The 23,866-nt window shown below is 71.6% G+C and carries 20 protein-coding genes; 7 read left to right on the top strand and 13 right to left on the bottom strand.

The window, feature by feature from the left end:
- Positions 1–31 precede the first annotated feature (31 nt).
- From IPH07_17060 to IPH07_17050, 3 genes are all read right to left on the bottom strand, one after another.
- Positions 32–1,186, bottom strand: coding sequence for an SPFH domain-containing protein (locus IPH07_17060; protein MBK6919108.1), 1,155 nt, complete (start codon positions 1,184–1,186; stop codon positions 32–34).
- Positions 1,187–1,328: 142 nt separating this feature from the next.
- The gene (locus tag IPH07_17055; GenBank protein ID MBK6919107.1) at positions 1,329–1,703 is read right to left on the bottom strand and encodes a TerB family tellurite resistance protein; all 375 of its coding nucleotides are present in this window, start codon (positions 1,701–1,703) and stop codon (positions 1,329–1,331) included.
- Between the two features lie 42 nt (positions 1,704–1,745).
- Positions 1,746–2,243, bottom strand: a complete 498-nt coding sequence (locus tag IPH07_17050) for a hypothetical protein (GenBank protein MBK6919106.1) — start codon at positions 2,241–2,243, stop codon at positions 1,746–1,748.
- A 92-nt stretch (positions 2,244–2,335) separates the two neighbouring features.
- Between IPH07_17050 and IPH07_17045 the strand changes: the two genes are divergently transcribed.
- Complete coding sequence (locus IPH07_17045) at positions 2,336–5,500, top strand: PDZ domain-containing protein (protein ID MBK6919105.1); 3,165 nt, start codon at positions 2,336–2,338, stop codon at positions 5,498–5,500.
- Between the two features lie 13 nt (positions 5,501–5,513).
- On the opposite strand, the gene IPH07_17040 is transcribed toward IPH07_17045, so the two are convergent.
- On the bottom strand, positions 5,514–7,121 hold the full coding sequence (locus IPH07_17040) for a transporter (GenBank protein ID MBK6919104.1): 1,608 nt from the start codon (positions 7,119–7,121) through the stop codon (positions 5,514–5,516).
- A gap of 294 nt (positions 7,122–7,415) precedes the next feature.
- Between IPH07_17040 and IPH07_17035 the strand changes: the two genes are divergently transcribed.
- Together IPH07_17035 and IPH07_17030 are read left to right on the top strand one after the other, a co-directional pair.
- Positions 7,416–8,780 carry a hypothetical protein gene (locus tag IPH07_17035; GenBank protein MBK6919103.1) on the top strand — a complete coding sequence of 455 codons (1,365 nt, stop codon included), beginning with the start codon at positions 7,416–7,418 and terminating at the stop codon, positions 8,778–8,780.
- A 118-nt stretch (positions 8,781–8,898) separates the two neighbouring features.
- The gene (locus IPH07_17030; GenBank protein MBK6919102.1) at positions 8,899–9,771 is read left to right on the top strand and encodes an MBL fold metallo-hydrolase; all 873 of its coding nucleotides are present in this window, start codon (positions 8,899–8,901) and stop codon (positions 9,769–9,771) included.
- A 5-nt stretch (positions 9,772–9,776) separates the two neighbouring features.
- Here IPH07_17030 and moaB read toward each other — a convergent pair whose 3' ends face one another.
- Positions 9,777–10,301 carry a molybdenum cofactor biosynthesis protein B gene (gene moaB / locus IPH07_17025; GenBank protein ID MBK6919101.1) on the bottom strand — a complete coding sequence of 175 codons (525 nt, stop codon included), beginning with the start codon at positions 10,299–10,301 and terminating at the stop codon, positions 9,777–9,779.
- Positions 10,302–10,509: 208 nt separating this feature from the next.
- Here moaB and IPH07_17020 point away from each other — a divergent pair, with 208 nt between their 5' ends.
- Positions 10,510–12,267 (top strand): DUF2330 domain-containing protein, encoded by a 1,758-nt coding sequence (locus tag IPH07_17020; protein ID MBK6919100.1) that lies wholly within the window; start codon positions 10,510–10,512, stop codon positions 12,265–12,267.
- A 45-nt stretch (positions 12,268–12,312) separates the two neighbouring features.
- Here IPH07_17020 and IPH07_17015 read toward each other — a convergent pair whose 3' ends face one another.
- Genes IPH07_17015 through IPH07_16995 form a run of 5 tightly spaced genes read right to left on the bottom strand, consistent with a single transcriptional unit; the run spans position 12,313 to position 18,499 of the window.
- Positions 12,313–13,914, bottom strand: coding sequence for an OmpA family protein (locus IPH07_17015; protein ID MBK6919099.1), 1,602 nt, complete (start codon positions 13,912–13,914; stop codon positions 12,313–12,315).
- 50 nt (positions 13,915–13,964) lie between these two features.
- Entirely contained in the window at positions 13,965–15,590 is a 1,626-nt protein-coding gene (gene lysS, locus IPH07_17010) for a lysine--tRNA ligase (protein ID MBK6919098.1), read from the bottom strand.
- Between the two features lie 52 nt (positions 15,591–15,642).
- Complete coding sequence (locus IPH07_17005; GenBank protein ID MBK6919097.1) at positions 15,643–16,518, bottom strand: hypothetical protein; 876 nt, start codon at positions 16,516–16,518, stop codon at positions 15,643–15,645.
- Entirely contained in the window at positions 16,515–17,249 is a 735-nt protein-coding gene (locus IPH07_17000; GenBank protein ID MBK6919096.1) for a hypothetical protein, read from the bottom strand. Before IPH07_17000 ends, IPH07_17005 begins: the two co-directional genes overlap by 4 nt.
- Positions 17,249–18,499 (bottom strand): retroviral-like aspartic protease family protein, encoded by a 1,251-nt coding sequence (locus IPH07_16995; protein MBK6919095.1) that lies wholly within the window; start codon positions 18,497–18,499, stop codon positions 17,249–17,251. The genes IPH07_17000 and IPH07_16995 overlap by 1 nt, the downstream gene beginning before the upstream one ends.
- A 395-nt stretch (positions 18,500–18,894) precedes the next feature.
- On the opposite strand from IPH07_16995, the gene IPH07_16990 reads away from it, so the two are divergent.
- The gene (locus IPH07_16990; GenBank protein MBK6919094.1) at positions 18,895–19,953 is read left to right on the top strand and encodes a response regulator; all 1,059 of its coding nucleotides are present in this window, start codon (positions 18,895–18,897) and stop codon (positions 19,951–19,953) included.
- Positions 19,954–20,005: 52 nt separating this feature from the next.
- On the opposite strand, the gene IPH07_16985 is transcribed toward IPH07_16990, so the two are convergent.
- The 3 genes from IPH07_16985 to IPH07_16975 all read right to left on the bottom strand — a co-directional run bounded on the left by IPH07_16985 (position 20,006) and on the right by IPH07_16975 (position 22,590).
- Positions 20,006–20,356, bottom strand: a complete 351-nt coding sequence (locus tag IPH07_16985; GenBank protein ID MBK6919093.1) for a hypothetical protein — start codon at positions 20,354–20,356, stop codon at positions 20,006–20,008.
- A gap of 49 nt (positions 20,357–20,405) precedes the next feature.
- Complete coding sequence (locus IPH07_16980; protein ID MBK6919092.1) at positions 20,406–21,914, bottom strand: HAMP domain-containing protein; 1,509 nt, start codon at positions 21,912–21,914, stop codon at positions 20,406–20,408.
- Between the two features lie 151 nt (positions 21,915–22,065).
- Positions 22,066–22,590: a transcriptional repressor gene (locus IPH07_16975; GenBank protein ID MBK6919091.1), complete on the bottom strand. Its 525-nt coding sequence runs from the start codon at positions 22,588–22,590 to the stop codon at positions 22,066–22,068.
- Between the two features lie 132 nt (positions 22,591–22,722).
- Between IPH07_16975 and xseB the strand changes: the two genes are divergently transcribed.
- Complete coding sequence (gene xseB / locus IPH07_16970; GenBank protein ID MBK6919090.1) at positions 22,723–23,004, top strand: exodeoxyribonuclease VII small subunit; 282 nt, start codon at positions 22,723–22,725, stop codon at positions 23,002–23,004.
- 1 nt (position 23,005) lies between these two features.
- Complete coding sequence (locus IPH07_16965; protein MBK6919089.1) at positions 23,006–23,860, top strand: polyprenyl synthetase family protein; 855 nt, start codon at positions 23,006–23,008, stop codon at positions 23,858–23,860.
- The last annotated feature ends 6 nt before the right edge of the window (positions 23,861–23,866 follow it).

The following is a 23,866-nucleotide window of genomic DNA, read 5'->3' as shown; positions in this document are numbered from 1 at the left end:
GAAGCCGCCCGCCGGCGCCTGGCACCAGTCGCTACAGGCTGCCCAGGATCTGGGCGCGCTTGTTCTTGTACTCGTCCTCGGTGAGCAGACCGGCGTCGAACGCTGCCTTCAGCGCACGCAGCTTCTCCTCGAGCGAGCCGGGCGCCGCGGCAGGGGCGGGGGCCGCGGCGGCGGGGGCCGGCGCAGCACCCTGCGGCGGGTAGCCGGGCGGCGGGGGATAGCCGGGCGGCGGGGGATAGCCGGGCGGCGGGGGATAGCCGGGCGGTGGGTAGCCCGGCGGCGGATACCCCGGGGGATATGGCATGGCCTGTCCCATGGTGCCGGCCATCACCTGGCCCATGCCCACGCCCATGCCGAGGCCCATCCCGGCCTGCATCACGCCCCCGGCCGCACCGGGCGTGCGGGCGGCGTCGCGGACGGCCTGCATCCCCTCCCACGCCATGGTGTTGTCGACCCCGCGGGCGGACTGCGCGGCCGCGGCGTCGAGCGCCTTCTCGACCTCGGGCGGCAGCGAGATGTTCTCGACCAAGAAGCTCGTGAGCGTGACGCCGAGCTTCTTGAAGTCCTCTTCGATGGTGCCGCGCACGGCGTTGGCGAGCACGTCGTAGTGCGCCGCCATGTCGGCGACCGAGAGCTCGCTCTTGCCGGCCGCCTGGGAGAACGCGGAGACCATGCGCGGCTTGAGGTAGGCCTCGATCTCGTCGGTCGAGACCAAACCCTGCGTGCCGACGATCTCGTCGAAGAACACGCGCGGCTCGGTGATCTTGAAGTTGTACGAGCCGTAGGCACGGATGCGGACCCGCCCCGGGCGGCCCGCGATCGCAAACTCGGGGTCGCGCACCAGCACGGGGTTGGCGGTGCCCCACTTCTGGTCGAGGTACTGCCGCAGGTTGATGAAGTAGATCTCGACCTTGAACGGGCTCTGGAAGCCGTACTTCCAGCCCCGCAGGGTCGAGAGGATGGGTACGTTCTGCGTCGACAGCGTGTGCGTGCCGGGCCCGAAGACGTCCGCGGCCTTGCCCTCGTTGACGAGCACGGCGGCCTGGCCGGGGCGACAGATCAGCTTTGCGCCGTTCTTGACCTCGTGGTCCTCGTCGGGGAAGCGCCAGACCAGCGTGTAGTTGGTGTCGTCGAGCCACTCGATGATGTCGATGAGCTGGCTCTTGATGAAACTGATGATGCCCATGGTGACGGATGCTCCTCGGGGAACCGGAAGATCTTCGAATGCGGTCAGTCGCCTCGACGTGAACCCGCGCGGCTCGGCCGAACGTCGGCGCCGCTACCCCACCACCGCCGGAACCCATTCCCGGCGGGGCAGCAAGGACGGATCACAGCGCGACGCCGGCGGCCTCCTGCTCGAGCTCGCCGAATTCACGGTTGCTCATGCCGAACGCGTCGGCGATCTCGCCCAGGGCGCGACGCTCGCCGTCGGTGAAGCGTCCGTCGGCCTTGACCATCGCGACCGCCGCACGGATGAAGACCCGGCGCAGGAACGAGGTCTCGAGCACCAACGCGACGTCCTCGGGGCCGTACGGGCCCTTGCCGAGATCGTCGAAGTCGAGTGTCGAGCCGGTCTCGCGCAGGAGGTTGCGCAGCAGGGCTTCTTCGCGCGGCTCGAGGCCGTCGATCGCGGCGACATAGTAGAGCCCGCGCGCGAACGCCTCGAGGATGGATGGGGGTAGTCCCTCGGCAGTCGTGACCATCGCGGCCGAGCGTACCCGATCTCCGCGAGTGATGGATCGGCGCTACTCGACCACGAACTCGCGCGTGTACAGCACCTCGGGCGGCTCGCCGTGCACGGTCTCGGCCGCGACCTCGACGCGCCAGGGGCCGACCTGATGCGGGGCGATGTCCACCGACGATGCGTGCTCGAGGGTGCTCGCGCCGCCGATGGTACCCGCGAGCACGGTCGCTTGGTCGCCGTGGATCCACCGGAACGTCACCGGCCGCGCGCTGTCGATGCCGTCGGCGCGCACGTGCAGGTGAACGGTCCCGACATCCGCAGCGAAGCGCTCGCGGTCCTGCACGGCGCCCTCGGCCTCGGCGGCGAGCACCGCCGAGAGCTGCACGAACGCGGCGCGCTGGGGGGCGGCGCGATCGACCGAGAAGTTGGCCTGATCCCGGGCCGCCGCGGGGCTGCCCCGGAGCAGGCCATCGGCCTCGAGCTGGTCGTCGGTGATCGGCGCATCGGCGCAGGCGGCCGGGAGCACGAGGAGCGCGAGGAGACGGAGCGGGAGCCGCACGGTGCGTGCGTGCGGGTACAGATCCCGTGCCAGGCATCGCGCGTACGCGATGTCAGGCGCTTCAGCGGGATCTCGCGAGGGGGTTTGCGACGATGAACCGCGAGCTTGAAACGATAAGTAGATCCGCGGGTCCGGCGACCGCGGGGTATGCTCGCCGACACTTGATGCGGGCCTGGCTTCCGACCCTTCTGTCGCTCGCGCTCGGCTGTGGGCGCACGGACGCCTCCGACCCCGCCGGGGATTCAAAGCCCGCGGCGCCCGAGGTCGAGGCGCCGGCGGAACCCGAGGTCCCGGACCTCTCGAAGCACGCGTTCCCGCTGCTGGTCTGGACCGGCTCGGAGGTGGAGCGCGACTACTTCGACAAGCAGCGCATCGATCCGCGGGGGCAGGTGGTCGCGGCGGTCGAGGCACTGGGCCTGCACACGCCCGAGTTCTTCGGCGAGGTCACCGGCGACACCGTGCGTGTGCGCGTGCGGTCGGCGACCGCCGAGTTCGCGCTCACCGATCTCACGACGCTCACGGCGGCTGCGATCCGGGTCGAAGAGATCCTCGAGTTCGCGCAGGGCATCCTCGATCTCGAGCCCGAGGCGCTGCACGAGCTCGAGTACGCCGCCATCAACGGCATGTTCTCGCCGCTCGATCCCCACACCGTGCTGCTCACCCCCGAGCAGCACACCGAGCTCGGCGTGCGCACCAAGGGTGAGTTCGGCGGGGTCGGTGCGCAGATCCGCAGCGAGGCCCGCCGCATCCTCATCGTGTCGGTGCTGCCGGGAATGCCGGCCGACAAGGCCGGCGTGCTCGCCGGCGACATCATCCTCGCGATCGATGGCGAGTCGACGGTGAACATGGCCTCCGAGGAGGCGCAGCAGCGCCTGCGGGGGCCGGTCGGCTCGAAGGTCGTGCTGAAGATCCAGCGCGGCAAGAAGCAGCTGACGGTCGAGGTCGGGCGCGACACCATCCGCATCGAGAGCGTGCGCGGCGTCGGCCTGCCCGACGCGATCGCGTACCTCGGTGTCAACGCGTTCCAGGAGCAGACCGCGGCGGAGGCCCGCGCGCAGCTCGAGAAGCTGGCCGCGGCCACGGGCGCGCCACGGGGGTTGGTGCTCGACCTGCGGGGCAACTCGGGGGGCGTGCTGACGCAGGCCAGCGAGATGATCGACGACCTGGTCGCGCGCGGCGAGCTGGTGGTGGTACGCAGCGCGGCCGGCGACGAGGTCGCCGAGGCCGAGGCGGCGATGGTGCTGCCCGAGACCGTGCCGGTGGTGGTGCTCATCGACGAGGAGTCGGCCAGCGCCGCGGAGATCGTCGCCGGTGGCCTCCAGGCGCTCGGCCGCGCGACCGTGGTCGGACGCACCAGCTTCGGCAAGGGCACCGTGCAAATGGTCCGTCCGGCGGCGCCCTACGGTCGCGAGCTCGCGCTCAAGCTGACGCTGGCGGAGTGGTTGGTGGCGGGCGGGCGTCACGTGCAGACCGCAGGCGTGGTGCCCGACGTCATGCTGCAGCCGGTCGAGCTGTCGGGCGTCGCCGGGGTCGCACGCTTCTACGATCAGGAGCGATTCGAGCGCGCGCGCGAGCGTTCGCGCGTGGCCCATCTGCCATCGGCGGCGCACGAGCTGTCCAAGGGGGACCCCACCGCCGAGCAGCGGGCGCGTCGCGTCACCTACCTCGCGACCCCCGAGTTGCCGGCGTCGCTGGTCGCTGCCGCCGGCGCGACGCCGCTGCCGCGCGAGCTGGCCGACCCCGAGATCCGCATCGCGTTCGAGCTGGCCCGCGAGCTCGCCACCGCGAAGCCCGACCGCGCGACGCAGCTCGACGCCGTCAGCTGGCGCCTGGCTGCCGACGAGGAGGTCCGCATCAGCGCCGCGCTCGCGCGCGACGACATCGACTGGTCCTCGCCGCCGCGGGACGAGCCGCTGCCGCAGCTGCACGCGACCGTGACGGTCACCGGCAAGCAGCCGATTGCCGCGGGCGAGGCGTTCGGGCTCACGGTCGCGGTCGAGAATCGCGGATCCCAGACCGCGCATCGCGTGCACGCGATCACGGATTGCGTGCACGACGAGCTCGATGGCATCGAGATCATGTTCGGCGCGATTGCTGCCGGTGCCACCGTCACGCGCGATGTGAAGCTGCACGTGATGCCCTGGCACAGCGCGTTCACCGATGCCATCGATGTCGACGTGCACGTCGGATTGCCCGGTGCCGAGCCCGATGCCGAGGCGCGTGCGATGTTCGAGATCGTCGGCGCGCCGCGGCCGTCGCTGGCGTACGAGTACTGGATCGTCGACGACCCCGCGCTGGCGGCGGTGGCCCCGGCGCGGCCGCTGCCCGAGGACGGCAGTGCGCTGGCGCCGATGACGGTGACGGGGAACGGCGACGGCATGCTGCAGCCCGGCGAGCGCGTGCTGCTGGCCTACGTCGCGCACAACTTCGGCCCCGGGACCAGCCCTGACACCCGCGCGCTCGTCCGCAACTCGAGCGGGCGGCAAGGCCTACTCGAAGAGGGCTTCGCATCGCTCGGGGCGCTCGCACCCGGGGCCCACGTCGCCGGCGCCTTCGGCCTCACGATCCACGAGGACGCCGACCGCAGCGTGCCGCTCGAGCTCGAGCTGGTGCTCGGTGACGCGACGTTGCGGACTGCCGCGCAGGATCAGCTGCGCTTCCGGGTGCTCGACGCCGCCGAGCGCTTCGTGCCCGGCCGCGGCGCCGTGCGGGTCGGCGACGAAGCGGCCCGCCTCTACGAGGGCGCACATCCGTCGGCGCCGATCGGCGCGACCGCGAAGACCGGCGACACGCTCGCCGTGGTCGGCACGCTGGGCGGCTACCACGTCATCGATGGCGGCGGTCAGGGACGACGCCTGTTCCTCCCGTCGACCCTGGTGGGACTCACGCCCGCGCCGGCGAAGGCATCGGTGGTGGCGCCGCAGCGCCGCGTACAGGTGCGACCACCGCAGGTCGAGCTGCGCGACGTGCCGCTGTCGACCACCGCCGCCGTGGTGCAGGTGCGCGGCACCGTCACGCATCCCGAGCGCGCGCGCGACGTGGTGGTGCTGGTGCGACCGCCGGGCACTGCCCAGGTCGATCACAAGGTCCACTACCAGGCCAACGACGCGACCACCGGCGAGGCCGCGCGGCGGCTCGAATTCGAGGCCGCGGTGCCGCTCGAGCCGGGCGGCAATCGCATCAGCGTGCTCGCGCGCGACGGTGCCAAGGTCGTGCAGCGGCACGACGTGTGGATCTACCGCGCGCCCGCGCCCTGACCCGCGCGCGTGATCACGGCACCGGTGGCGGGCCCTGGGCCGAGAAGCGCGCATCGTCGCTGGCCTGCGCCGGCGTGTCGTCGGCGTCCCGACGCGTCTGCTCGAGCCAGCGCGTCAGCGCGGCGGGCTCGGGCGCGAGCCCACGGGTGCCACCGTCGGCGCGCACGATGGCGGCACGAACCCGCTCGGCGTGGCTCGCAGGGATTGCACCGAGCTCCTTGATCTGCACCCGCCACGGTTCGAGGCCGGCCGCGCGGCAGTAGCCCACCAGCGCGGCCGCACGCGCCAGTGCGCGCGCGCGATCGGTCGCGGGGTCCTCGGTGGCGTGCACGTAGATCGCGAGCTCGAGTCGCTCGATCCATGGGTTCAAATGCGCGAGCTCGAGCCAGGCATCGAGCGCGGCGCGCCCGGCCGCGGTGAGCTCGTCGGTGCCGTTCTCGAACTCGAGCACCGGCGTGAGCACGAGACCATCGAGGCTGGCGAAGCTCGCCACGCTGCCGTCGGTGCCGCGGCGATCCGGACAGCCATCGGCATCCTGCGCGCCGTTGACGATCTCGGGCGCGCGCGGGCACAGATCGAAGGCGTCGGCGATGCCATCGTGGTCGTCGTCGAGCTCGGGGCAGCCGTCGCCGTCCTCGAAGCCGTCGGTATCCTCCGCTGCGGACGGGCAGTGATCGTTGCTCGCGACCACGCGATCGCCGTCGGGATCGCGGGGATCGACCGGTGGTGGCGCCTGCGGTTCACGGGCCGCCAGCGCGTCGTGTCGCAGCGCGAGTGCGGTCGCGCGGGGACGCGGGCTGCCGTCGAACGGGTGCGCGCCGCCGGTGCGCGATGGCGGCGCCCAGGCGAATGACAGCACCCCACCCACTTCGCTGCTGCCCAGCGCGAGGCCGGGGCCGCCGGAGACGTAGCCCGCAATCACCACGCCGCTGCGGGTGGCGCCGCGCAGTCCGAGGAACCCCTGCACGTCGCTGCGAGCGCCGCGAACCAGTGCGACGCGGCCGTCGACCTCGGCCACGAACGCGACCGCATGACGTGACGACAGCGGCACCCGCAGTGCGCTGCGCAGCGTCAGCTCGTCGCCGACCACGTAGCCGAGCGCGCGCGTGTCGGGCCGCGCGAGGTACCCGAGGTTGAAGGCGGCACGGATCGCCCGCGCCGCGCGGAACTCGAGCGCGAGCTGGGGCGCGTACGAGGGCGTGCCGAGCCCGAGGTGCGAACCCATCGCGCCGGTCGGGGCCGTCACGTCGAATGTCACGCCGAGCCCGAGCCCGCGCCGTGGCAGGCGCAAGATGGTGCCCTTGAGGCCCGCCCTGACGTCGCCGATGCCGGTCCGCGGTCCGCCGGCGGTGTTGTCGACCCAGCGCTGACGCAGCACCACCGGCAACGCGACCCCGAGCTCGATCCAGTCGAACAGGCCGATCGCGACGCCGAGATCGGCGCGCGTGCGCGAGCGCAGCTCGGCGGCCGCCGCCGCGCCCGTCGTCGCCGTCGGTGCTCGCACGAGATCGGACTCGTGCGACAGCGAGACCGCGACCGCCGGCGTCCACTTGGGCAGCACCTGGCTCGACTCGGTGACCACACCGCCTTCGGGGCTGATTGTCCGCCGTGGCAGGGCCATCGGCGACGCGTGCACGCGCGTGCTCGTGCCGACGACGAGCAGTGCGATCGCGACCGCGGCCGTGCGTGGTCCTGCGACGGCCCGGCGCACACGCGTTCGCTGCCGGTGAAGCGGCGACATGCAAGCCGAGGCATCGCCGCGCATCGGTGGCCGCTTGAGCGCGGGCTCGAAACCTGGACGCCCACGTGGCGGTAGCGGCCGTGCGCGGGCCGACCGTCCGATCGCCGTGGGCGGCGGGGAACCTTTGCCGCCGGGCGCGGTCAAGCCGGCAAGAGCGTGGTATAGCGAGGCAACGTGAGCGGATCCGACGAACGCGAACCGGTGCAGACCGACCGGGACGACCCGCGCAACGCGGTGGTCCCTCCGACTGGCTCCAAGGCGACGGCGCCGACGGCGGGCGAGGACGACGAGGACGCGCTCGATCTTCGCGACCTCGATGTGCACGGGGTCGAGGGCGTGGTCGCGAGGCTGCGCCGCGATGGCGACGCCGATCCCACGCCGGTGGCGCCGCCGAAGCGCCGCATCCGCGCTGGACGCTCGCCGCTGCTCTCGATCGTCGTGACGGTCTTCGGCTGCTGGCTGCTGACGACGATGTTCGCCGACTTTCGCTACTGGCTGCAGAGCAGTGAGCCGCGCGACCTCGGTGACGCCGGCGAGCTGGCCAAGAACGGGCGCATGCCCGACGGCCTGCACGACACCTACGCGCGCATCAGCGGTACGCCCGACGTGCGCCACGCCGCGCGCATGACGACCTCGAAGAACTACGTCGGGTACCTGCGCATCAACGAGGGCGGTGGCAGCCTGTTCGCGGCGGTGCCGCGCAGCAAGGACGAACCCATCCGCGACGAGTTCGAGAGCACGTTCATCGGCCGCATGAAGCAGCTCGATCGCGACCCGGGCACCGCATGGCTCGAGCAGTACCTCCGCGACGAGAACATCGTGCGCACGATCGACGCCGAGCCCGCCGCGCTGTGGAAGGCGCTCGAAGGCGGCAGCGATCACATCGATACCGTCGAGGGCGCGCGCAAGCTCGGCGCCGGCGAGCGCATCCGCTTGGTGGTGCATCCCCCCGACGCGCGCGTCCAGCTGGGCATCGGCTCGTACGACGCCGCCGAGGCCGAGCGTCGGGTCGCCGCGCTCGGCTACCCCTACATCTCGATGGGCAAGGGCAGGGCGTTCCACTCGTTCCTCGCGCGGATCCCCGAGGCCGAGCGCGCCGCCGCCGAGGCCAAGCTGCAAGCGGGCATCGACGTGCCCGCGGTCAACGCGGACCCCAAGCTCGGCGCCGCCGTGTTGCCCGGCACAGTGGCCTTCAGCGGCACGCCCGAGGCCTTCGGGCTGCGCGGCGACGATGTGACGGTCGCGCGCGAGAGCGAGGCCGAGCCCCTCATCTACGACGTGGTCGGCAAGCGACTCGAGGCGCGATCGATCGCGGACGGCATCAACGCGATCCCCCGCGCGTGGGTGTCGATCGTCCGCGTCGAGCAGCCCATCGTACTCGACCGCAGCGGTTACATCGTCGTGGTCGGCGAGACCCCAGCGGACCAGCGCCTTCGCGGAATCCTCTGGTTGGTGGTCGCTGCACTGGTCGGTATGAATGTGGCGTCGCTGGTCGCGTGGGTGCGACGCATGCGGGCGGAGCCGGCCGCCGAGGCGTGAGGCCGAGGGCGTCGCCGCCCGGTTGGCGCGTCCGGGCGAAAACCGTGCGCAATCACCCGCGGATGCGATACGGTTTGCTCGGCACGTCGTCGGCTGGTCCCGGCGCGTGCGACTCACCTTGAGCGCCGCCCCCGAACCCGCCCATCGCTTGCGCCTCCTCGGGGCCGGTGGTGCGTTCTCGCGGCGCTACGGCACCACGTGCGCCGAGCTGCGCATGCCCGACCACAAGCGCTGGCTCATCGACTGCGGACGACAGGCACCCGACCAGCTGCACGCCGTCGGGCTCCGGTGGCACGACATCGAGGGCCAGATCATCACGCACGTCCACGGTGACCACGTGTTCGGGCTCGAGGACTTCGCGTTCCAGCGCTTCTTCGTCGACGAGCCCGACGTGTCGTCGGTGCGCAATGGCGGGCCCCGCATCAAGCTGGTCTGCCACGCGGCGGTGCGCGAGGAGGTCTGGGAGACGCTGGCGCCCTCGCTGCGCTACGTGCCCGGTGGCGACGACCCGCGCGGCGGCACGCTCGCGCACTACTTCGAGGTGCTCGAGGCCTGCGGGCGCGAGCCACCCAAGAACAACGCGTGGCCCCACGCCGAGCGCTTCGAGCACGGGCCCCTGCGGCTGGTCACGCGCGAGACGGTACACGTGCCCGGCAAGCCGTCCACGTCGCTCGAGATCGAGCTGGGCGACAGCGGCCGCGTGGCATGGTGGAGCGGCGACAGCATCGTCGACGCCGCACTGCTCACCGCCCTCGAGCCGCGCACGACGATCTTCTTCCACGACTGCACGTTCGCCGAGTACCCCGGGCAGGTCCACGGTGCATTCGGCATGCTCGAGCAGCTGCCGGCGGCGGTACGCGCGAAGCTGGTGCTGATGCACCACGAGGACGACCTCGAGGTGCACCGCACGCGTGCCGAGTCGCTGGGGTTTCGCATCGCGCTGCCCGGCGATAGCTTCGATCTCGACCGCGGGATCAGGCTCGAGGCGTAGCCGGGCTACGACGGCTGCGATCGGATCCGCGGGAGCAGCTCCACGAAGTTGCAGGGCCGGTGCCGGTTGTCCAGCTGCGGCAGCAAGATGTCGTCCATCGCCAGCGTGACCGCGCGCGGCGAGCCCGGTAGGAGGAACACGTAGGTGCCACGGCACAGCGCTGCCTCGGCGCGGCTCTGGATGGTGGAGGTGCCGATCTGCGCGAAGCTCAGCATGCGGAACAGCTCGCCGAAGCCGGGGATGGGCTTGTCGACGAGGGGCGCGAGCGCCTCGGGCGTGACGTCGCGAGCCGTCACACCGGTGCCGCCGGTCGCGATCACGACGTCGACGTCGGCGTCGTCGACCAGGGTGGTGAGCAGCGCGGTGATGCGCTCCCGATCGTCGCGCACGATGGTCCGCGAGTGGATGCGATGACCTGCATCGCCGAGGCGCTGCGCGATGGTGTCGCCGGAGCGATCGTCATCGGCGGTGCGGGTGTCGGAGACCGTCACGACGGCGACGTTGACCGGTACGAACTCGCGCGCTTGCATGGCGTCGCCAGCGTACGCCAACGCTACCGCTCGATCGTGCTCGAACCCCCGAGGAACGGCCGGCGACGCCCGTACGACGCGGCGGTCAGCGCGCATGCGACAAAGGGTCGCGGGCGTGCTAGCCTGCTCTGCATTGGATTTCTGCATGGCTGGAGATGGAATGACGATGATGGCGATCAAGCGACTCCGAACCACCGGTGCCCTGGCGATGCTGGTGACCGCGACGGCCCTGGCACTGCACCCGCGCGATGCCGAGGCGTGCGGCGGCATGTTCTGTGACGGCGGTCCGCAGCCGATGCCCGTCGATCAGACCGGCGAGAACATCCTCTTCGTCTGGCAGGGCGACACCATCGAGGCGCACATCCAGATCCAGTACACCGGCGAGGCCGCGCAGTTTGGTTGGGTGATCCCGCTGCAGAGCGTGCCCGAGTTCGAGGTCGGATCGCAGCCGCTCTTCGACGCCTTGCTCGCGGCCTCGGTGCCGACCTACGGCTACTCGCAGACGTTCGACGATTGCACGCTCGACGATCCCAGCCCGCCGGGCGGCAACGACGGCGCCAGCGCCAGCGGCACCGGAGCGGCGGGCGACGGCGGCGACGAAACCGGCGGCGGCGGCGGCGGGCCGCAGGTGTTGTTGACCGAGACCGTCGGCGCATTCGAGATCTCGGTGCTGCAGGGCGGCGATGCGCAGGAGGTGTTCGACTGGCTGGGCGCCAACGGCTACCAGCAAGACGAAGCTGCGCTGCCGATCCTCGCCGAGTACATCGCCGAGGGCCACCTCTTCGGTGCGGTGAAGCTGACCGGCGGAGCCGATGTCGACGAGATCCATCCCATCGTGCTGCGCTTCCAAGGCAGCGAGCCGTGCGTGCCGCTGCGGCTGACTCGCATCGCGGCAGTCGACGACATGGCGGTGCGCTCGTTCTTCCTCGGCGACGCGCGGATGGTGCCGAAGAACTACCGCCACGTGCTGGTCAACCAGCTCAAGGTCAACTGGCTCGCGCCGACCAACTACACCGACGTGGTCACGCTCGCCGTCGACGAGGAGAACGCCGATGGTCGCGCATTCGTGACCGAGTATGCCGGCCCCAGCGGCGTGGTCGACACCTCGGGCGTGTACCAATCGTCGTGGCAGCCCGCGCAGTTCGAGGGCCTCGCGGCCACCGATGTCGGCGCGGAGCTGCAGGCTCAGAACCTGCTCTTCTGCGACTACGACTTCGGCAACGGCTGCCAGTTCACGCACTCGCTGCTCGAGGGCTTGCTGGCGGAGTACGTCACGGTGCCGGCCGACGTGCCCGCCGCGGAGTATTGGGGGAACCAGTCCAGCTACGCCGAGGTCGATCTCAGCGCGTGGAACGGCGCCGACTTCAGCACGAAGCTGCAGCAGCGCATCATCGCCCCCGGTCAGCACGCCGCCGAGCTCGTGGCGCAGCATCCGTACCTGACGCGCATGTTCACGACCATCTCGCCCGCCGAGATGACCGAGGACCCGATGTTCCAGGAGAACGGCATGCTGCCCGACGTGCCCAACCTGCAAAACGGGGTGTTGCGCACGCTGTGCAACGGCGATCAGGTCTTCACGCTGCCCGACGGTCGCGAGGTGTTCCTGCCCGCCGGCGGCGTCTGGCCCGACTTCCCCGACGAGCCCGGTGGAACCCCAGGCATGATGGACTCGTCGGCGATCATCGAGGCGGTGCCGACCAACGGCGCGCCGATGAACCTCACCGACAACACCGCTCGCATCGAGGCGGTGCTGGTCGACTGGAACCTCCAACACGGCTGGCCGGGCGGCGGCGTCGGTGGTGCCGACGACGGCTCCGCCGGTGCCGACGGTGGCAACGGTGAGGACGACTCCGCCGATGCACAGGGCTGCGGATGCGACGTCGGCCGCACACCGTCGTGGACCTTTGCGTTCCTCGCGTTCGCGGGCGTCAGCCTGCGTCGGGGTCGTCGTCGCACGGCCTCGTAGACGGTGGTGCGTCATTGCGGCCGGCCGCGTCCCGCAGCCGGTCGCCTACTCCCGCAGGATGACCAGCTCGACGCGACGGTTGATCGCGCGCCCGGCTGCGCTCGCGTTGCTCGCGAGCGGCTCGTCGGGTCCGGCCCCGCGCGCGCTCAGCCGCTCGCGCGGGACCCCGCGCTCGACCAGCGCCGTCACCACCCGCTCGGCCCGGCGGGTCGACAGCGCGCGGTTGGCCTCCGCAGCCCCGCGGTTGTCGGTGTGACCAACGATCTCGCAGCGAACGCCGGGGTTGCGCTGCAGCACGTCGGCGAGGTGCTGCAGCGCGGTGCGCGATGATGGCGTCAGCTCGTCGCTGGCGGACTCGAAGCCGATGCCCGACACCACGCCCTCGAGCTCGGCGATCTCGGGCGGCATCTCGTCGGGGCAGCCGTCGTCGTCCGCGTAGCCGTTGCGGGTCTCGCGTTGCGTGGGACAACGATCGTTGCGCCGAATCACCGCATCCCCGTCGACGTCGCTCGCGGGGTCTTCGGCGGGTGAGCTCGGCCGGCTCGAGGGACAGCCGTCGGGCGCATCACCGATCTGTAACGGACAGCGATCGGCGCTGCCGGTGATGCCGTCGCCGTCGTCGTCGATGGCGGTGGGGCAGCCGTCGGGCGCGAGCCCGGGTAGATCGGGGCAGCCGTCGCGATCGTCGTGCACGCCGTCGGCGTCGCGATCGAGGATCGGGCAGCCGTAGGGCTGCGCACCGCGCTCGCGTGGGCAACGATCGAGCTCGGTCGGCACGCCATCGTGGTCGGGGTCGGCCTCGCTGGGGCCCGGGCCGTCCGCGGGCCCGCGACGCGGGCCGAAGCGGGCGCCCACCGCGAGCACGAGCTCACCATGGTGCACCGGACCACCACCGACACCGCGGCGGTGCGAGAGCACGTCGCGACCGTCGAGCCGCACGATCAACCACCGCGTCGCAAAGGCCTGCACGCCGAGCCCGACGTGGTAGGCGGGATCGACGTCGTCGCCGAGCTCGCCGCTCGACGACGACACGCCGAGCGCGCCGAGCCCACCTGAGATCAACGGCGCGATGCGCCAAGGCAGGCGCAGCACGACCCCGCCTCGCACCGCGCCCACGGCGATCGATCCGGCCCCGCGCACGCGCGTGGGGATGCCAAGTCCCTCGACCTCGAAGCCGAGCCATCGCACCGGGAAGTAGTCGATGCGAGCGCCGAGCTCGACGGCGCCGCGGGCGAGCGGCCGCCAACCCGAGTAGGGGTCGTACAGCTCGTGGGCGTAGGCTGGCAGGAACGCGCCGACCAGCAACGAGGTCTCGACGTCGAGATCGCGGGGCGCGACCGCGGTCATCCACGCGGGCAGTCGTGCGCGTCGACGTGCGCGGCGTGGCGTCTCGCCGGGCGGCATCGCTGGCTCGGGCTTGGTCTTCGCGCTGCGGTAGCCGGCCGATTCCGACGGCGGCAGGGCGCGCTCGGGCGCGGACGCGGCCGTGCGATAGCCGTCGGACTCGGCCGGCGGCATCGGCCCTTCGTTGGGCCCACCGGCGCTGCGCGGGGCGCTCGACTCGGCCGGCGGCATCGGCTCGTCGGAGGGCGACGCCGCCACCAGCCCCGGCGCGAGGCAGGTCGACAGCGCCACCGCGCTGCGCACGAACGACCGACACCTTCCTGGATCACGCCGCCGCATCGGCGACCCGAACTCTACCCGCCCAGCGACGGTTCGAGCAACGGCAGCGCCCGCGCCGGGCCCATCGTGGCCAGCAACGAGGTCAGCTTCGGGCCCTGTTCGCGCGCCAGCAGCAGCCCGTAGACCACCGGGTAGAACCTCTTGAGATCGATGCCTTCGCCCGACCAACGCTTGAACTGCTCGGTGAGCGCGGCCTCCAGCGACGCAGCCGGCTCGCCGCGCAGCAGCTCGACCAGACGCGCAAGCAGGGTTTGCGCCTCGGCGTCGAGCGTCGCGCGCTCTGGCGCGGCGCGGATGCGGTAGCGGAAGTCCTCGGGGGCGTAGTCGCAGACCCATCGCCACGCCCGCTCGGCCCGTACGCGGGCCCGCGCAATGGCGCCTTCGTCGTCGGGCACCGCACCGACGCTGCGCAGCTGCGCGAGCGTGCGGTCGAGGTCGCCGTCGAAGATCTGCACGACCACGCCGAGGTGTCGGAACGGCACCAGGCACGGCACCGCGCCGCCCGCCACGACCCCACGGTGATCGACGCTGGCGAGCTGGAGCGTGCGCCGGGCGGCCTGCCGCTTCTTGTCCTTGCTGCTGCCGTCGTCGGATTCGTGGGCCAGCCGAACGCAGCGGTCGTAGTCCTCGTAGAGCTTGATGACGTCGAGGTCGAACGAGATCTGGAACTCGGTGTTGGGCCGGTAGCTGGCGAACATCCACCGCAGCACCTCGGGCTCGTAGACCTCGAGGCAATCGGCGACCGTGACGACGCCGCCCTTGCTGCTCGAGATCTTGCCGGCGGCGCCCTTGAGCGTGACGAAGTCGTAGCCGACGTACTGCGGCGCGACCCAGCCGTAGACCTCGCGCACGATGTCCTTGGCGGTGTCGTAGCTGCCGCCGGCGCTGCTGTGGTCCTTGCCGCCGGGCTCGAAGCAGACCTGCTCGAAGCCCCAGCGCATGGGCCAGTCGACGCGCCATGGCAGCTTGAGGTCGCCGCCCTGGCGCAGGTCCACCGCGTGGTCGCTGCCGCAGCCGTCGTGCTTGCAGTGGACCTGCACGGTCCACTCGCCGTCCCAGGCGAAGTCGAGGTCGTCGAATCCGCATGCGCGACAGAAGCCCGCGAGCGGCAGCCAGGTGTCGGGCAACAGCGAGCGCGCGCCGTTGCGCTCGCGCGCAGCGTTCAGGATGCCGCGGATGGTGCCCGCGTGCTGCAGCGCGGCGCGCACGCCCTCGGCGTAGCGCCCGGCGCGGTAGGCCCGGCTCTGGCGGATGAACTCGGGGCGGATGCCGAGCGGCTCGAGGCTCTGCTCGAAGCTCGCGATGTGGTGCGACGCGTAGCTGTCGTGCTCGCCCCACGGATCGGGGACGTCGGCGATGCTGCGGCCCAGCTGCTGCTGCAGCGACTCGGCGGCCGGCGCATCCGCGGGGACCTTGCGGAAGACGTCGAAGTCGTCCCACGAGTACAAGAAGCGCACCTTCACGCCGCGGTCCCGCAGCGCGCGCGCGACCAGGTCGACCGTCATCACCTCGCGAAAGTTACCGATGTGCACCACGCCCGACGGCGTGATGCCGGCGGCGACGGTGATCGAATCCCGCTGCGGGTGGGCTTGCAGCGTGCGAGCCGCTGCGACGTCGGCCCAGTGGTGTAGCTCGTCCATGGCGACCGGGTTGTCGCCCGAAACCCGGCGTCGGGGCAAGCCTGCCCTGCGATCACTCGGTGGCGCTCGCCTCGGGCGGCAGCGTGCACTTGTTGGCGCTGGCGAGGTCGGTGGGCACCGCCAGCAGCTTGCTGGCGCCCTTGGCCGCGAACAGCTGGATGGCCGCGACGGCCTCGGCGCACACCTGGTCGCGCTGCTTGCGGTAGTTGGCGAGTGCAGCGTAGCCCTCGTGGGTCCGCGCGTAGACCAGCGCGAGCGCGTCGTCGTCCTTGGCGAGCGCGGCGGCGGCGTCGTAGGCGGCCTTGGCCACGTCGAGCTTCTCGGGGTACTGCAGCGACTCGTCCTCGCGGTTGAACGCGCCGTTGATGAGCGCCTCGGCCCGCATCAGGTGGGAGAGCCCGACCAAGATCGGGTCCTTGGTCTGCTCGGGGACCTTCGCGAGGCGTGCAGCGGCCTGATCGAACTCGAGATCGCCGATGAGGTAGGAGCCGGTCGCGAGATTGGCGGCGGCGTCGATCTCGGGGTCCTCGGTGGCGTCGGCCATCGACGCCGTCCACTGCGATGGCTCCTTGCCGTTCTCGAACACCTGCTCGCCGTGGGCGAGCGTGAGCCATACCGCGGCCATGGTGCTCGCGTGGTACTGCTCGCGCGTCTTGAGGTCGTCGTAGATCGGCTGCAGCAGCTCCACGACCCCGGGGTAGTCACCCATCAGATAGCGCTGCGCGGCCTGGGCGATCTCCGGTGGATCGGGCTCCTGTTTGACGCTGTCGTCGATCTCGACCGGCGGCGCGGTGTCGTTTGCAACGGGGTCGGTGGTCTCGCCGGGCGGCTCGGTCTTGCCCTTGCCCGCGTGCTCGCAGGCGGCGAGCGACAGCGCGGCTGCGAGCCCGAGCATCAGGGGGCTACGTCGTGGCGTCGTGGGCATCATGTTGGATCGGCTCCGTCTATCGTGGCGGCTTCGTCGGCGCGCGCGGCCGTGGTGTCGTCGCTCGCCGGTGGCCGCGAGAGCACGCGGATCTCCAGCGGCCCGCGTGCGCCGAGGGTACCGTAGACGAGCGCGCGCGGGTCGCTGTCGCTGCCGGCCCGATCGGGCGCGAAGGTGCCGATCAGCTCGACCTCGTCACCGAGGCACAGCGCCACGCGTCGACGGTCGCGATCGTCACGCTCTTGGATGCCGCGGCGCGCGGCGGCGGGGGCCATCGGTGCGATCACCCGGGCGTGCTCGAGCTGCTCGATGGCGCAGCGTCCGCTGTCGTCGGCGGCGAAGACGATCTCGGCTGCAATCGCGGTCTCGGGGCCTGCACCGTGGAGGTTGCTCCACACTCGCTCGCGCGCCGCGGGGCCCCCGAGGTTCGTGGGCGCCGACACCAGCGTGGCGACCACGCGCACGGTGCCCGCGCGCGCCGCTGCAATCGGGGTCGGCGCGCCGTCACGCAGCCGTTCGACCGTCGCACGCCACTTCGGATCGGCCCAGTCCGGGCGCGCACGGCGGGCGTTGCCCGCGGCGTGGGCGGCTGCGCGGCGACGCGAGATCCACACCACCGCGACCGCGACCGATGCCAGCAGCAGCAGCAGGCCGAGCTGCGGCCCGACGCCGCTGAACACCTCGAAGGGATCCTCGCCGGTACCCTCGCTGGGCGCCGGTGCCAGCGTGGACATCACCAGAACGCCTCGGCGAGCCCGAGCGTGTAGTGACCCTTGCTGCCGTTGCTACCGTCGAGTGTCGCGCGACCTTCGACCAACGAGCGCCCCGCGGCCCCCGGTGCGATCTCGTCGATCGGCTTGCCGCGCAGCACGGGGCCATTGGCGAACTTCACGACCGGCACCACGTCGCGGATCGGCACGCTGCCGCGGTTGTTGACGCGCACCACCCAACGCACCCGCCCCAGCCACACCTCGGGCGTGCCCTCGACGCGCAGGTCGACCACCGGCTCGATGTCGTAGGCGCGGTTGGGCTTGCGCTCGGCCACGCGCGGCAGCAGCACCATGCGTTGGTTCTTGAAGTCGATCTGCGCGAAGAACTCGCGCATGACGTTGTGGCCGAGCAGGCCGTGGTGGCGATCGTTCACGCAGCCATCGCAGACCGACACCAACAGCCCACGGATCTCGACGTCGCCGAGCCACAGCGATGGCAGGTGGATCATGCGGCTCTCGCGGGGGCCGCTGGCGGTGTTGAAGGTCAGCACCGGCGCGTCGTCGGGCACCATGATGCCGAGCTTCGCCGCGGTCTCGCTGCTCACGGTCGTGAACGATGCGCCGGTGTCGAAGAGGTACGGCAGCTTCAGCCTCGCGCCGGCGGGCGTGTCGAAGCCGACGTCGAGCAGGATCGCGGTGCCCTCCTCGGTGAACGGCACGCTGATGGCCTTGTCGCGCTCGACGTGGCCGTCGGCCTGCGCCGTCCACTCCTCGAGGGTCGCGTCGCCGTGCCCGAGCGGCCAGCCCTCGGGCTGCGCCCCGGCGGGGTCGAGGCGATCGGCGGCGTCGTGACCGAGCGCCGACATCACACGGGTTGCAGCGTGGGAGTCACCCAGCCGATCGGCCGTCACCCACGCGCCGTGGCTGCGCAGCGCCGACCCGATCATGTCGGGGATTACCTGCGTGCCGAGCAGCAGACCCACGCCGTTGGTGCACAGCGGAAGCCACACGATCGTGCGCGACAGGCTGCGCGCGTCGCCGTGGTGCTTCCACAGCGCGAGCGCCAGCGGCAGCCCCACCGTCGTGAGCAGGGCCAGCAGCCACAGCCACAGCCCGCCCGCGAGCACGGCCGCGTCGTGGGACAAGGCCGACTTGGCCAGCGCCAGCACGATCCAGAACGCGACCGAGGTCGCCGCCAGCGAGCCCATCGCGAGCAGGACCCAGAGCAGCGCGGAGCCGACCGCCTGCAGCGTCGATGTCAGGCTAGCTCGCACGCCGATGTTCCCCGCGCGTAGGTGCGTGCACTGCGGTCGAAGTGTAGCCGAAGCGCGCGCGGGGTCGCAACGCCAGGCGCGGTTGCGCTCCGCGCCGCGGGCACCTCATCCGACGCGCAGCACCGGGTGCAGCGGGCGTGAGCCAGGCGCCGCCCGAAACCGACCATGCATCCACCTCGCAGCCTCCGGGCGAGGGCTTCGGTCGATCGCGTCGAACGCTCGCGATGCGAGCACCTCCGGCGCGAGCACGTCGGGCCCGCACCCACGCCGCGGCACGCGGGTTGGATCGATCGCCCAAAACCCGTAGAGTGGGGGACCCTGGAAGGCGACGCTCTTTGGCGGGCAGCCCGATTCATACCTACGCGCTCCGGTTCGAGTCCCGCGACGACTTCCTGGTGGAGTACACCGACAGGTTGCGGCATGGGCTCGTGCTGTTGCCGGTGGCGGATCGCTTCCCGCCGGGTAGCCCGGTGCGCTTGCGCGTCCACCTGCCCGACGACATCGTCTTGTACCTGACCGGTGTGGCGGTCACGGCTCCGCGCGCCGGCCTCGGCGACAACGGCCAGTGGATCCGACTCGCGCCGCTCTCGCCAACCGACGACGCCAGGATGCGAGCCTGCGTCGCCGCGTTGCTCGGCGCCGAGGACGAGGTGGTGTCGACCGCCTCGCCTTCCCACGATGACGCCGCCGAAGGCCTGAGCGTCCTCTTGGTCGACGACATGGTCAGCCAGCGACTCGAGCTCGGCGAGTCGCTGCGCAACCGCGGCGCGCGGGTGCGGGTGGCGGACAACGGCCTGGTGGCGCTGTCGAGCGCGCTCAAGCGCATGCCCGAGGTCATCCTCACCGATGTCGAGATGCCGCACATGGACGGCTGGAGTCTGTTGCGGGCGGTGCGACAGCGCCCGGCGTTCGTGCACGTCGCGGTGGTGTTCCTGACCCGACTCGCCGACGACGCCACGCGCCTTCGCGGCTATCGCATGGGCGTCGACGACTACCTGCCCAAGTCGATGCCGCCCGATGAGATCCTCGCGCGTGCCCAGGGCGCGCTCGCGCGGCGGCGACAGCTACCCGCCGGACACGGTAGCCAGGGCCTGCGCGGCGAGCTGGAGCACGTACGGCTCGGCAGCGTGCTGTCGTTCCTCGAGTCCGAGCGTCGCAGCGGCTCACTGCATGTGCATCGCGGCAGCGAGTCGGCGACGCTGGTGGTGCACCAGGGCGCGCTGGCCTCGGTCGAGAGCCTCGGCCGTCAGAACCATCCCCACGATCGCGTGTTCGAGATGCTGGGGTGGATCCACGGCGAGTTCGAGTTCGTCGCCCACGAGACCGGCGGCGGCGAGGGCACGCCGCTCTCGTATCTGCTGCTCGAGCACGCGCGGCGCTCCGACGAGGCCGACATCGTGGTCGCCGATGCGCCGCGGGATCAGCCCAGCGGCGAGGCCAACGCGGCGCGCTGAGGGATCGGGCGCGACGGCGATGCTTCGGTCGCCGCCGTCCCCGACCGGTGCGTCACTTGCCGTCGCGTCGACCGCAGACGCCGTCGACCTTCCACGAGGCTTCGGACTGGAACGGCGCGGTGTTGAGGATGTAGAGGTCGGCGCCGTGGCTACCGCACTGCTGCTTGGCGGCGTCCATCGCCTCGGCGACGGTGGGCGCGTGACCGCGATACACACCCAGCTCGGTCCACGCACTCTTCAGATCGTCCCGCGACTTCACGACCCGCACGTCCTTGGCGGCGATCGGAGCGGGATGCAGCTTGTGGTTGGTCTCCTTGTAGAACGAGGAGTAGGCGGTCGCGCAGCCGGTGAGTGACAGCGCGAGCACAGTGAGACCAGAGAAGAACCGCGAGAGAGGACGCATCGTACGCTCCATGGCAAGAGGGGCCGGGGGGTGCCACCGGACGGCCGGCTTAGACTGCCGAGGCTTGCTGGGCATTCGCCGACGGTTCGGCCGGGCGGAGCGTCACACGAAACACCGCGCCTGGCGAGCCGTCGGGCCGCAGCGCCGCGGCGTGACCATCCGGCAGGCAGGTCAGCGCACCGTGCATGCCTTCGACCAGACTCGCGCTGGTGGCAAGTCCCAGCCCCGTGCCCTCGCCCGCCTTCGCAGTCGTGAAGAATGGTTCGAACAGCCGCGCACGGACCTGGGGCAGCACGCCCCGGCCGCTGTCCTGGACATCGATCACGACCGCGCCCGCCTCGGCCTCGACCCGCAGCTCGACCACCGCGGGTGGATCACCCTCGCGCGCGGCGCGGGCCGCGTTCACGATGAGATTGACGAGCACCTGCTCCAACTTCGAGGCGTCGGCCAGCGCGCGCAGGCGTTCGTCGCCACGCACGCGCAGCTCGACCTCGGCGCATCGCGGGTCGTGCCGCAGCAGTGCGATCAAGCGCTCGGCCAAGGGTAGCGCCGCGACCGACTCGATCGCGACCTGGTTGGTGCGGGCGTAGTCCAGCAGCTGCGCCACGAGGCTCTGGATGCGCAGGATCTGCTCGCGCACCCGCGTCAACATCTCGCGCGCACCGTCGTCCTGCGGCGGTTGCTGCCGCGGATCGAGCAGCAGCTCGACGTAGCCGAGGATGGTCGCCAGCGGGTTGCCGACCTCGTGCGCGGTGCCGGCCGCGACGCGGCCGATCGAGGCCATGCGTTCGGCACGGACGAGCGCACCGCGCTGCTCCTCGAGCTCGCGCTGGCGCGCGGCGAGCTTGGCGGTCATGTCGTCGAGCGCGGCCGCGAATGCCTGCAGCTCCGCGGGTCCATCCATCTGCACGCGTGCGTCGAGGTCACCACCGGCGACCTGCCGGACGCCGCGCTGCAGCGCCGCCAGCGGTCGCAACACCTGTAGCTCGAGCAGGCCGACGCCGAGCACGAAGGAGATCACGCCGACGCCGAGCACGAGCAACGCGATCTCGCGCCAGTCGGCGTTGGTCGTCCACGGCGAGCGCCGGGCGATCATCCGCAGCAGGAGACGCGGACGCGTGGCCTCGGCGCCGAAGCTCCGCAACGGACGATCGATGATGCTCCACTCGCCGCTGCGTCGCACGAGGTCCTCGCCGTCCGCGAGACCCTGCACCGGCGGCGCGTCGGCCGGTGCAAGCCCCAGCGAGAGCAGGACCTGGCTGCCCTCCGGTGCGATGCGGTGGATCTCGATCGCGACGATGCCCAGGCTGCCCACGCTGGCGCGCAGGACCTGCTCGACCTCGCCGCGATCGCTGGCCAACGGCGCGCCGCCGGCCACCATCGGCGTCACCAGCACCGCGAGCCCCCGCACGTGATCCCGCAGGCGCTGCTCCTCGAAGTTTTCGTGGCGACGTCGCGCCAACCACTCGCCCGCGAGCGCGAGCGAGATGACGGCCATCATCAGCACCAGCGCGAGCGCGGCCGCGAGCTCGAAGCGCAGCGAGTGGCGGCGCTTCACGACACGATCGGCAATCCCCGACGTGCGCTGCGCGGGCGCGGACCGCAGCCTTCACAGCGCCCGCGCGAGGGCCGGAGCCACCGACGCAGCAGCCACGCGACGCTGCCGGCCAGCAGCGCGTAGGCGATCGGCTCCTGCAGCCAGGCGGGGATCACTGGCGCGACCCCCGGCCGCCAGCGGCCTGCTCGTCCTGACGCGGACACGATCCGCCCTTGATGCCGCGTGCCCGCGGGCACAACCCGTAGAGCTCGTGGCGGTGGCGGATCACGTTGAAGCCGAAGCTGCGGGCCACGCGATCCTGCTCGCGCTCGATCGCCTCGCTGTGGAACTCGAGCACGTGGCCGCACTCCACGCAGATCAGATGATCGTGGTGCGCGCTGTCGCCGGCGGTCTCGTACATCGTCTGGCCCTCGCCGAAGCGGCGCTCGGCCGCGAGCCCGCACTCGGTCAGCAGCTTCAACGTGCGGTAGACCGTCGCGTAGCCGACCTTGGGGTGCTCGGCGCGCGCGAGCGCGAGTAGCTCCTCGATGCTGACGTGCCCCGGCGCGGAGAAGAACTTCAGCGCGATCACGTCGCGTTGGCGGGTCGACTTGAGGCCCTTCTTCGTGAGGTAGGCGTGGAACTGTCCCATCAAGCCGTCGACGACGGCGGCGGGGGCGTCGCTGGCCTCGAGCATTCGGCGAAATTAGCACGCTTGGGCCGCGAATCGCACCGCGGCCGGCCGGGCGTGCGCGCGCAGGCGCGAGCCTCCGCACACGGGATCCACCTTGGTCGGCGAGCCGCGAGATGGCTATGCTCCGCGCCGACGATGGCCCGAGCGACCGACAAGCGCACGCCCAGCGACACCGCCGGCGAGCCCGCCGCGGGCCCGGGCATCGACGCGATCCTCGAGCAGCTCGAGCAAGTGGTCGGAGATCTCGAGGGCGGCACCCTGCCGCTCGAGCGAGCCCTCGAGCGCTTCGAGCAGGGGGTCGCGCTCGCGCGGCGCGGCAACGCGTTGCTCGAGCGCGTCGAGCAACGCGTCGAGACCTTGCTGGCCGATCGCCACCAGGCCGTGCCGCTGGCTGAACGTGGCGAGGACGAGGACTGACATGAGCAAGACGTTCGATCTCGATGCCTGGACCCGTGAGCGGCGCGAGCGCGTCGACGCGGCACTCGCCGACGTGCTGAAGGTGCCGGGTCGCAGCGATCCCGGCCGCCTGCGCGAGTCGATGCACTACGCGGTGATGCTCGGTGGCAAGCGCATGCGCCCGTTGCTGACGGTCGCCGCCTGCGAGGCCGCCGGGGGCACCGTCGAGCAGGCGCTGCCGGCCGCCTGCGCGATCGAGATGATCCACGCGTACTCGCTGGTGCACGACGACCTGCCGGCGATGGACAACGACGTCGAGCGTCGTGGCAAGCCCACGGTGCACGTCGCGTTCGGCCACGACATGGCGATCCTCTGCGGCGACGCCCTGCTGACGCTGGCGTTCGAGACCCTCGCGCGCGGGGCTGGCAAGGGCGGCCGCATCGTCGAGGCCGTGGTCCGCATGGCCCAGCACGCCGGTGTCGATGGCATGGTCGGTGGCCAGGCGATGGACCTCGAGGCCGGGCAGGGCATCGAGAAGCTCGAGACGCTGGAGGCGGTGCACGCCAAGAAGACCGGCGCGCTGTATGCCGCCAGCGGAGCCATGGGCGCGCTGTGTGCCGGCGCCGGCGACGATGTCGTCGCGCGGCTCGAGAAGTGGGGCCTGCAGTTCGGCATCGCGTTCCAGCACGCCGACGACATCCTCGACGACGATCAAGTCGCGCTGCGCGATCAGGCGACCGCGCGGGTCGACGCGCTGGTCGCAAGCTGCCTCGATCTCGCGCAGGATCTCGGTGCCGGTGCCGAGCCGCTGCGGGCGATCGCGAAGTGGGTGCAAGAGCGCACCCACGCCGCCGCGGCCGGCGAGAAGCGGGACTAGCCGAGC

This window comes from Deltaproteobacteria bacterium, assembly GCA_016709225.1.
GTDB lineage: Bacteria > Myxococcota_A > Polyangia > Nannocystales > Nannocystaceae > Xiheibacterium > Xiheibacterium phototrophicum.
The sequence above is the reverse complement of the archived record's forward strand: the minus strand, read 5'-3'. Positions and strand labels throughout refer to the sequence as shown.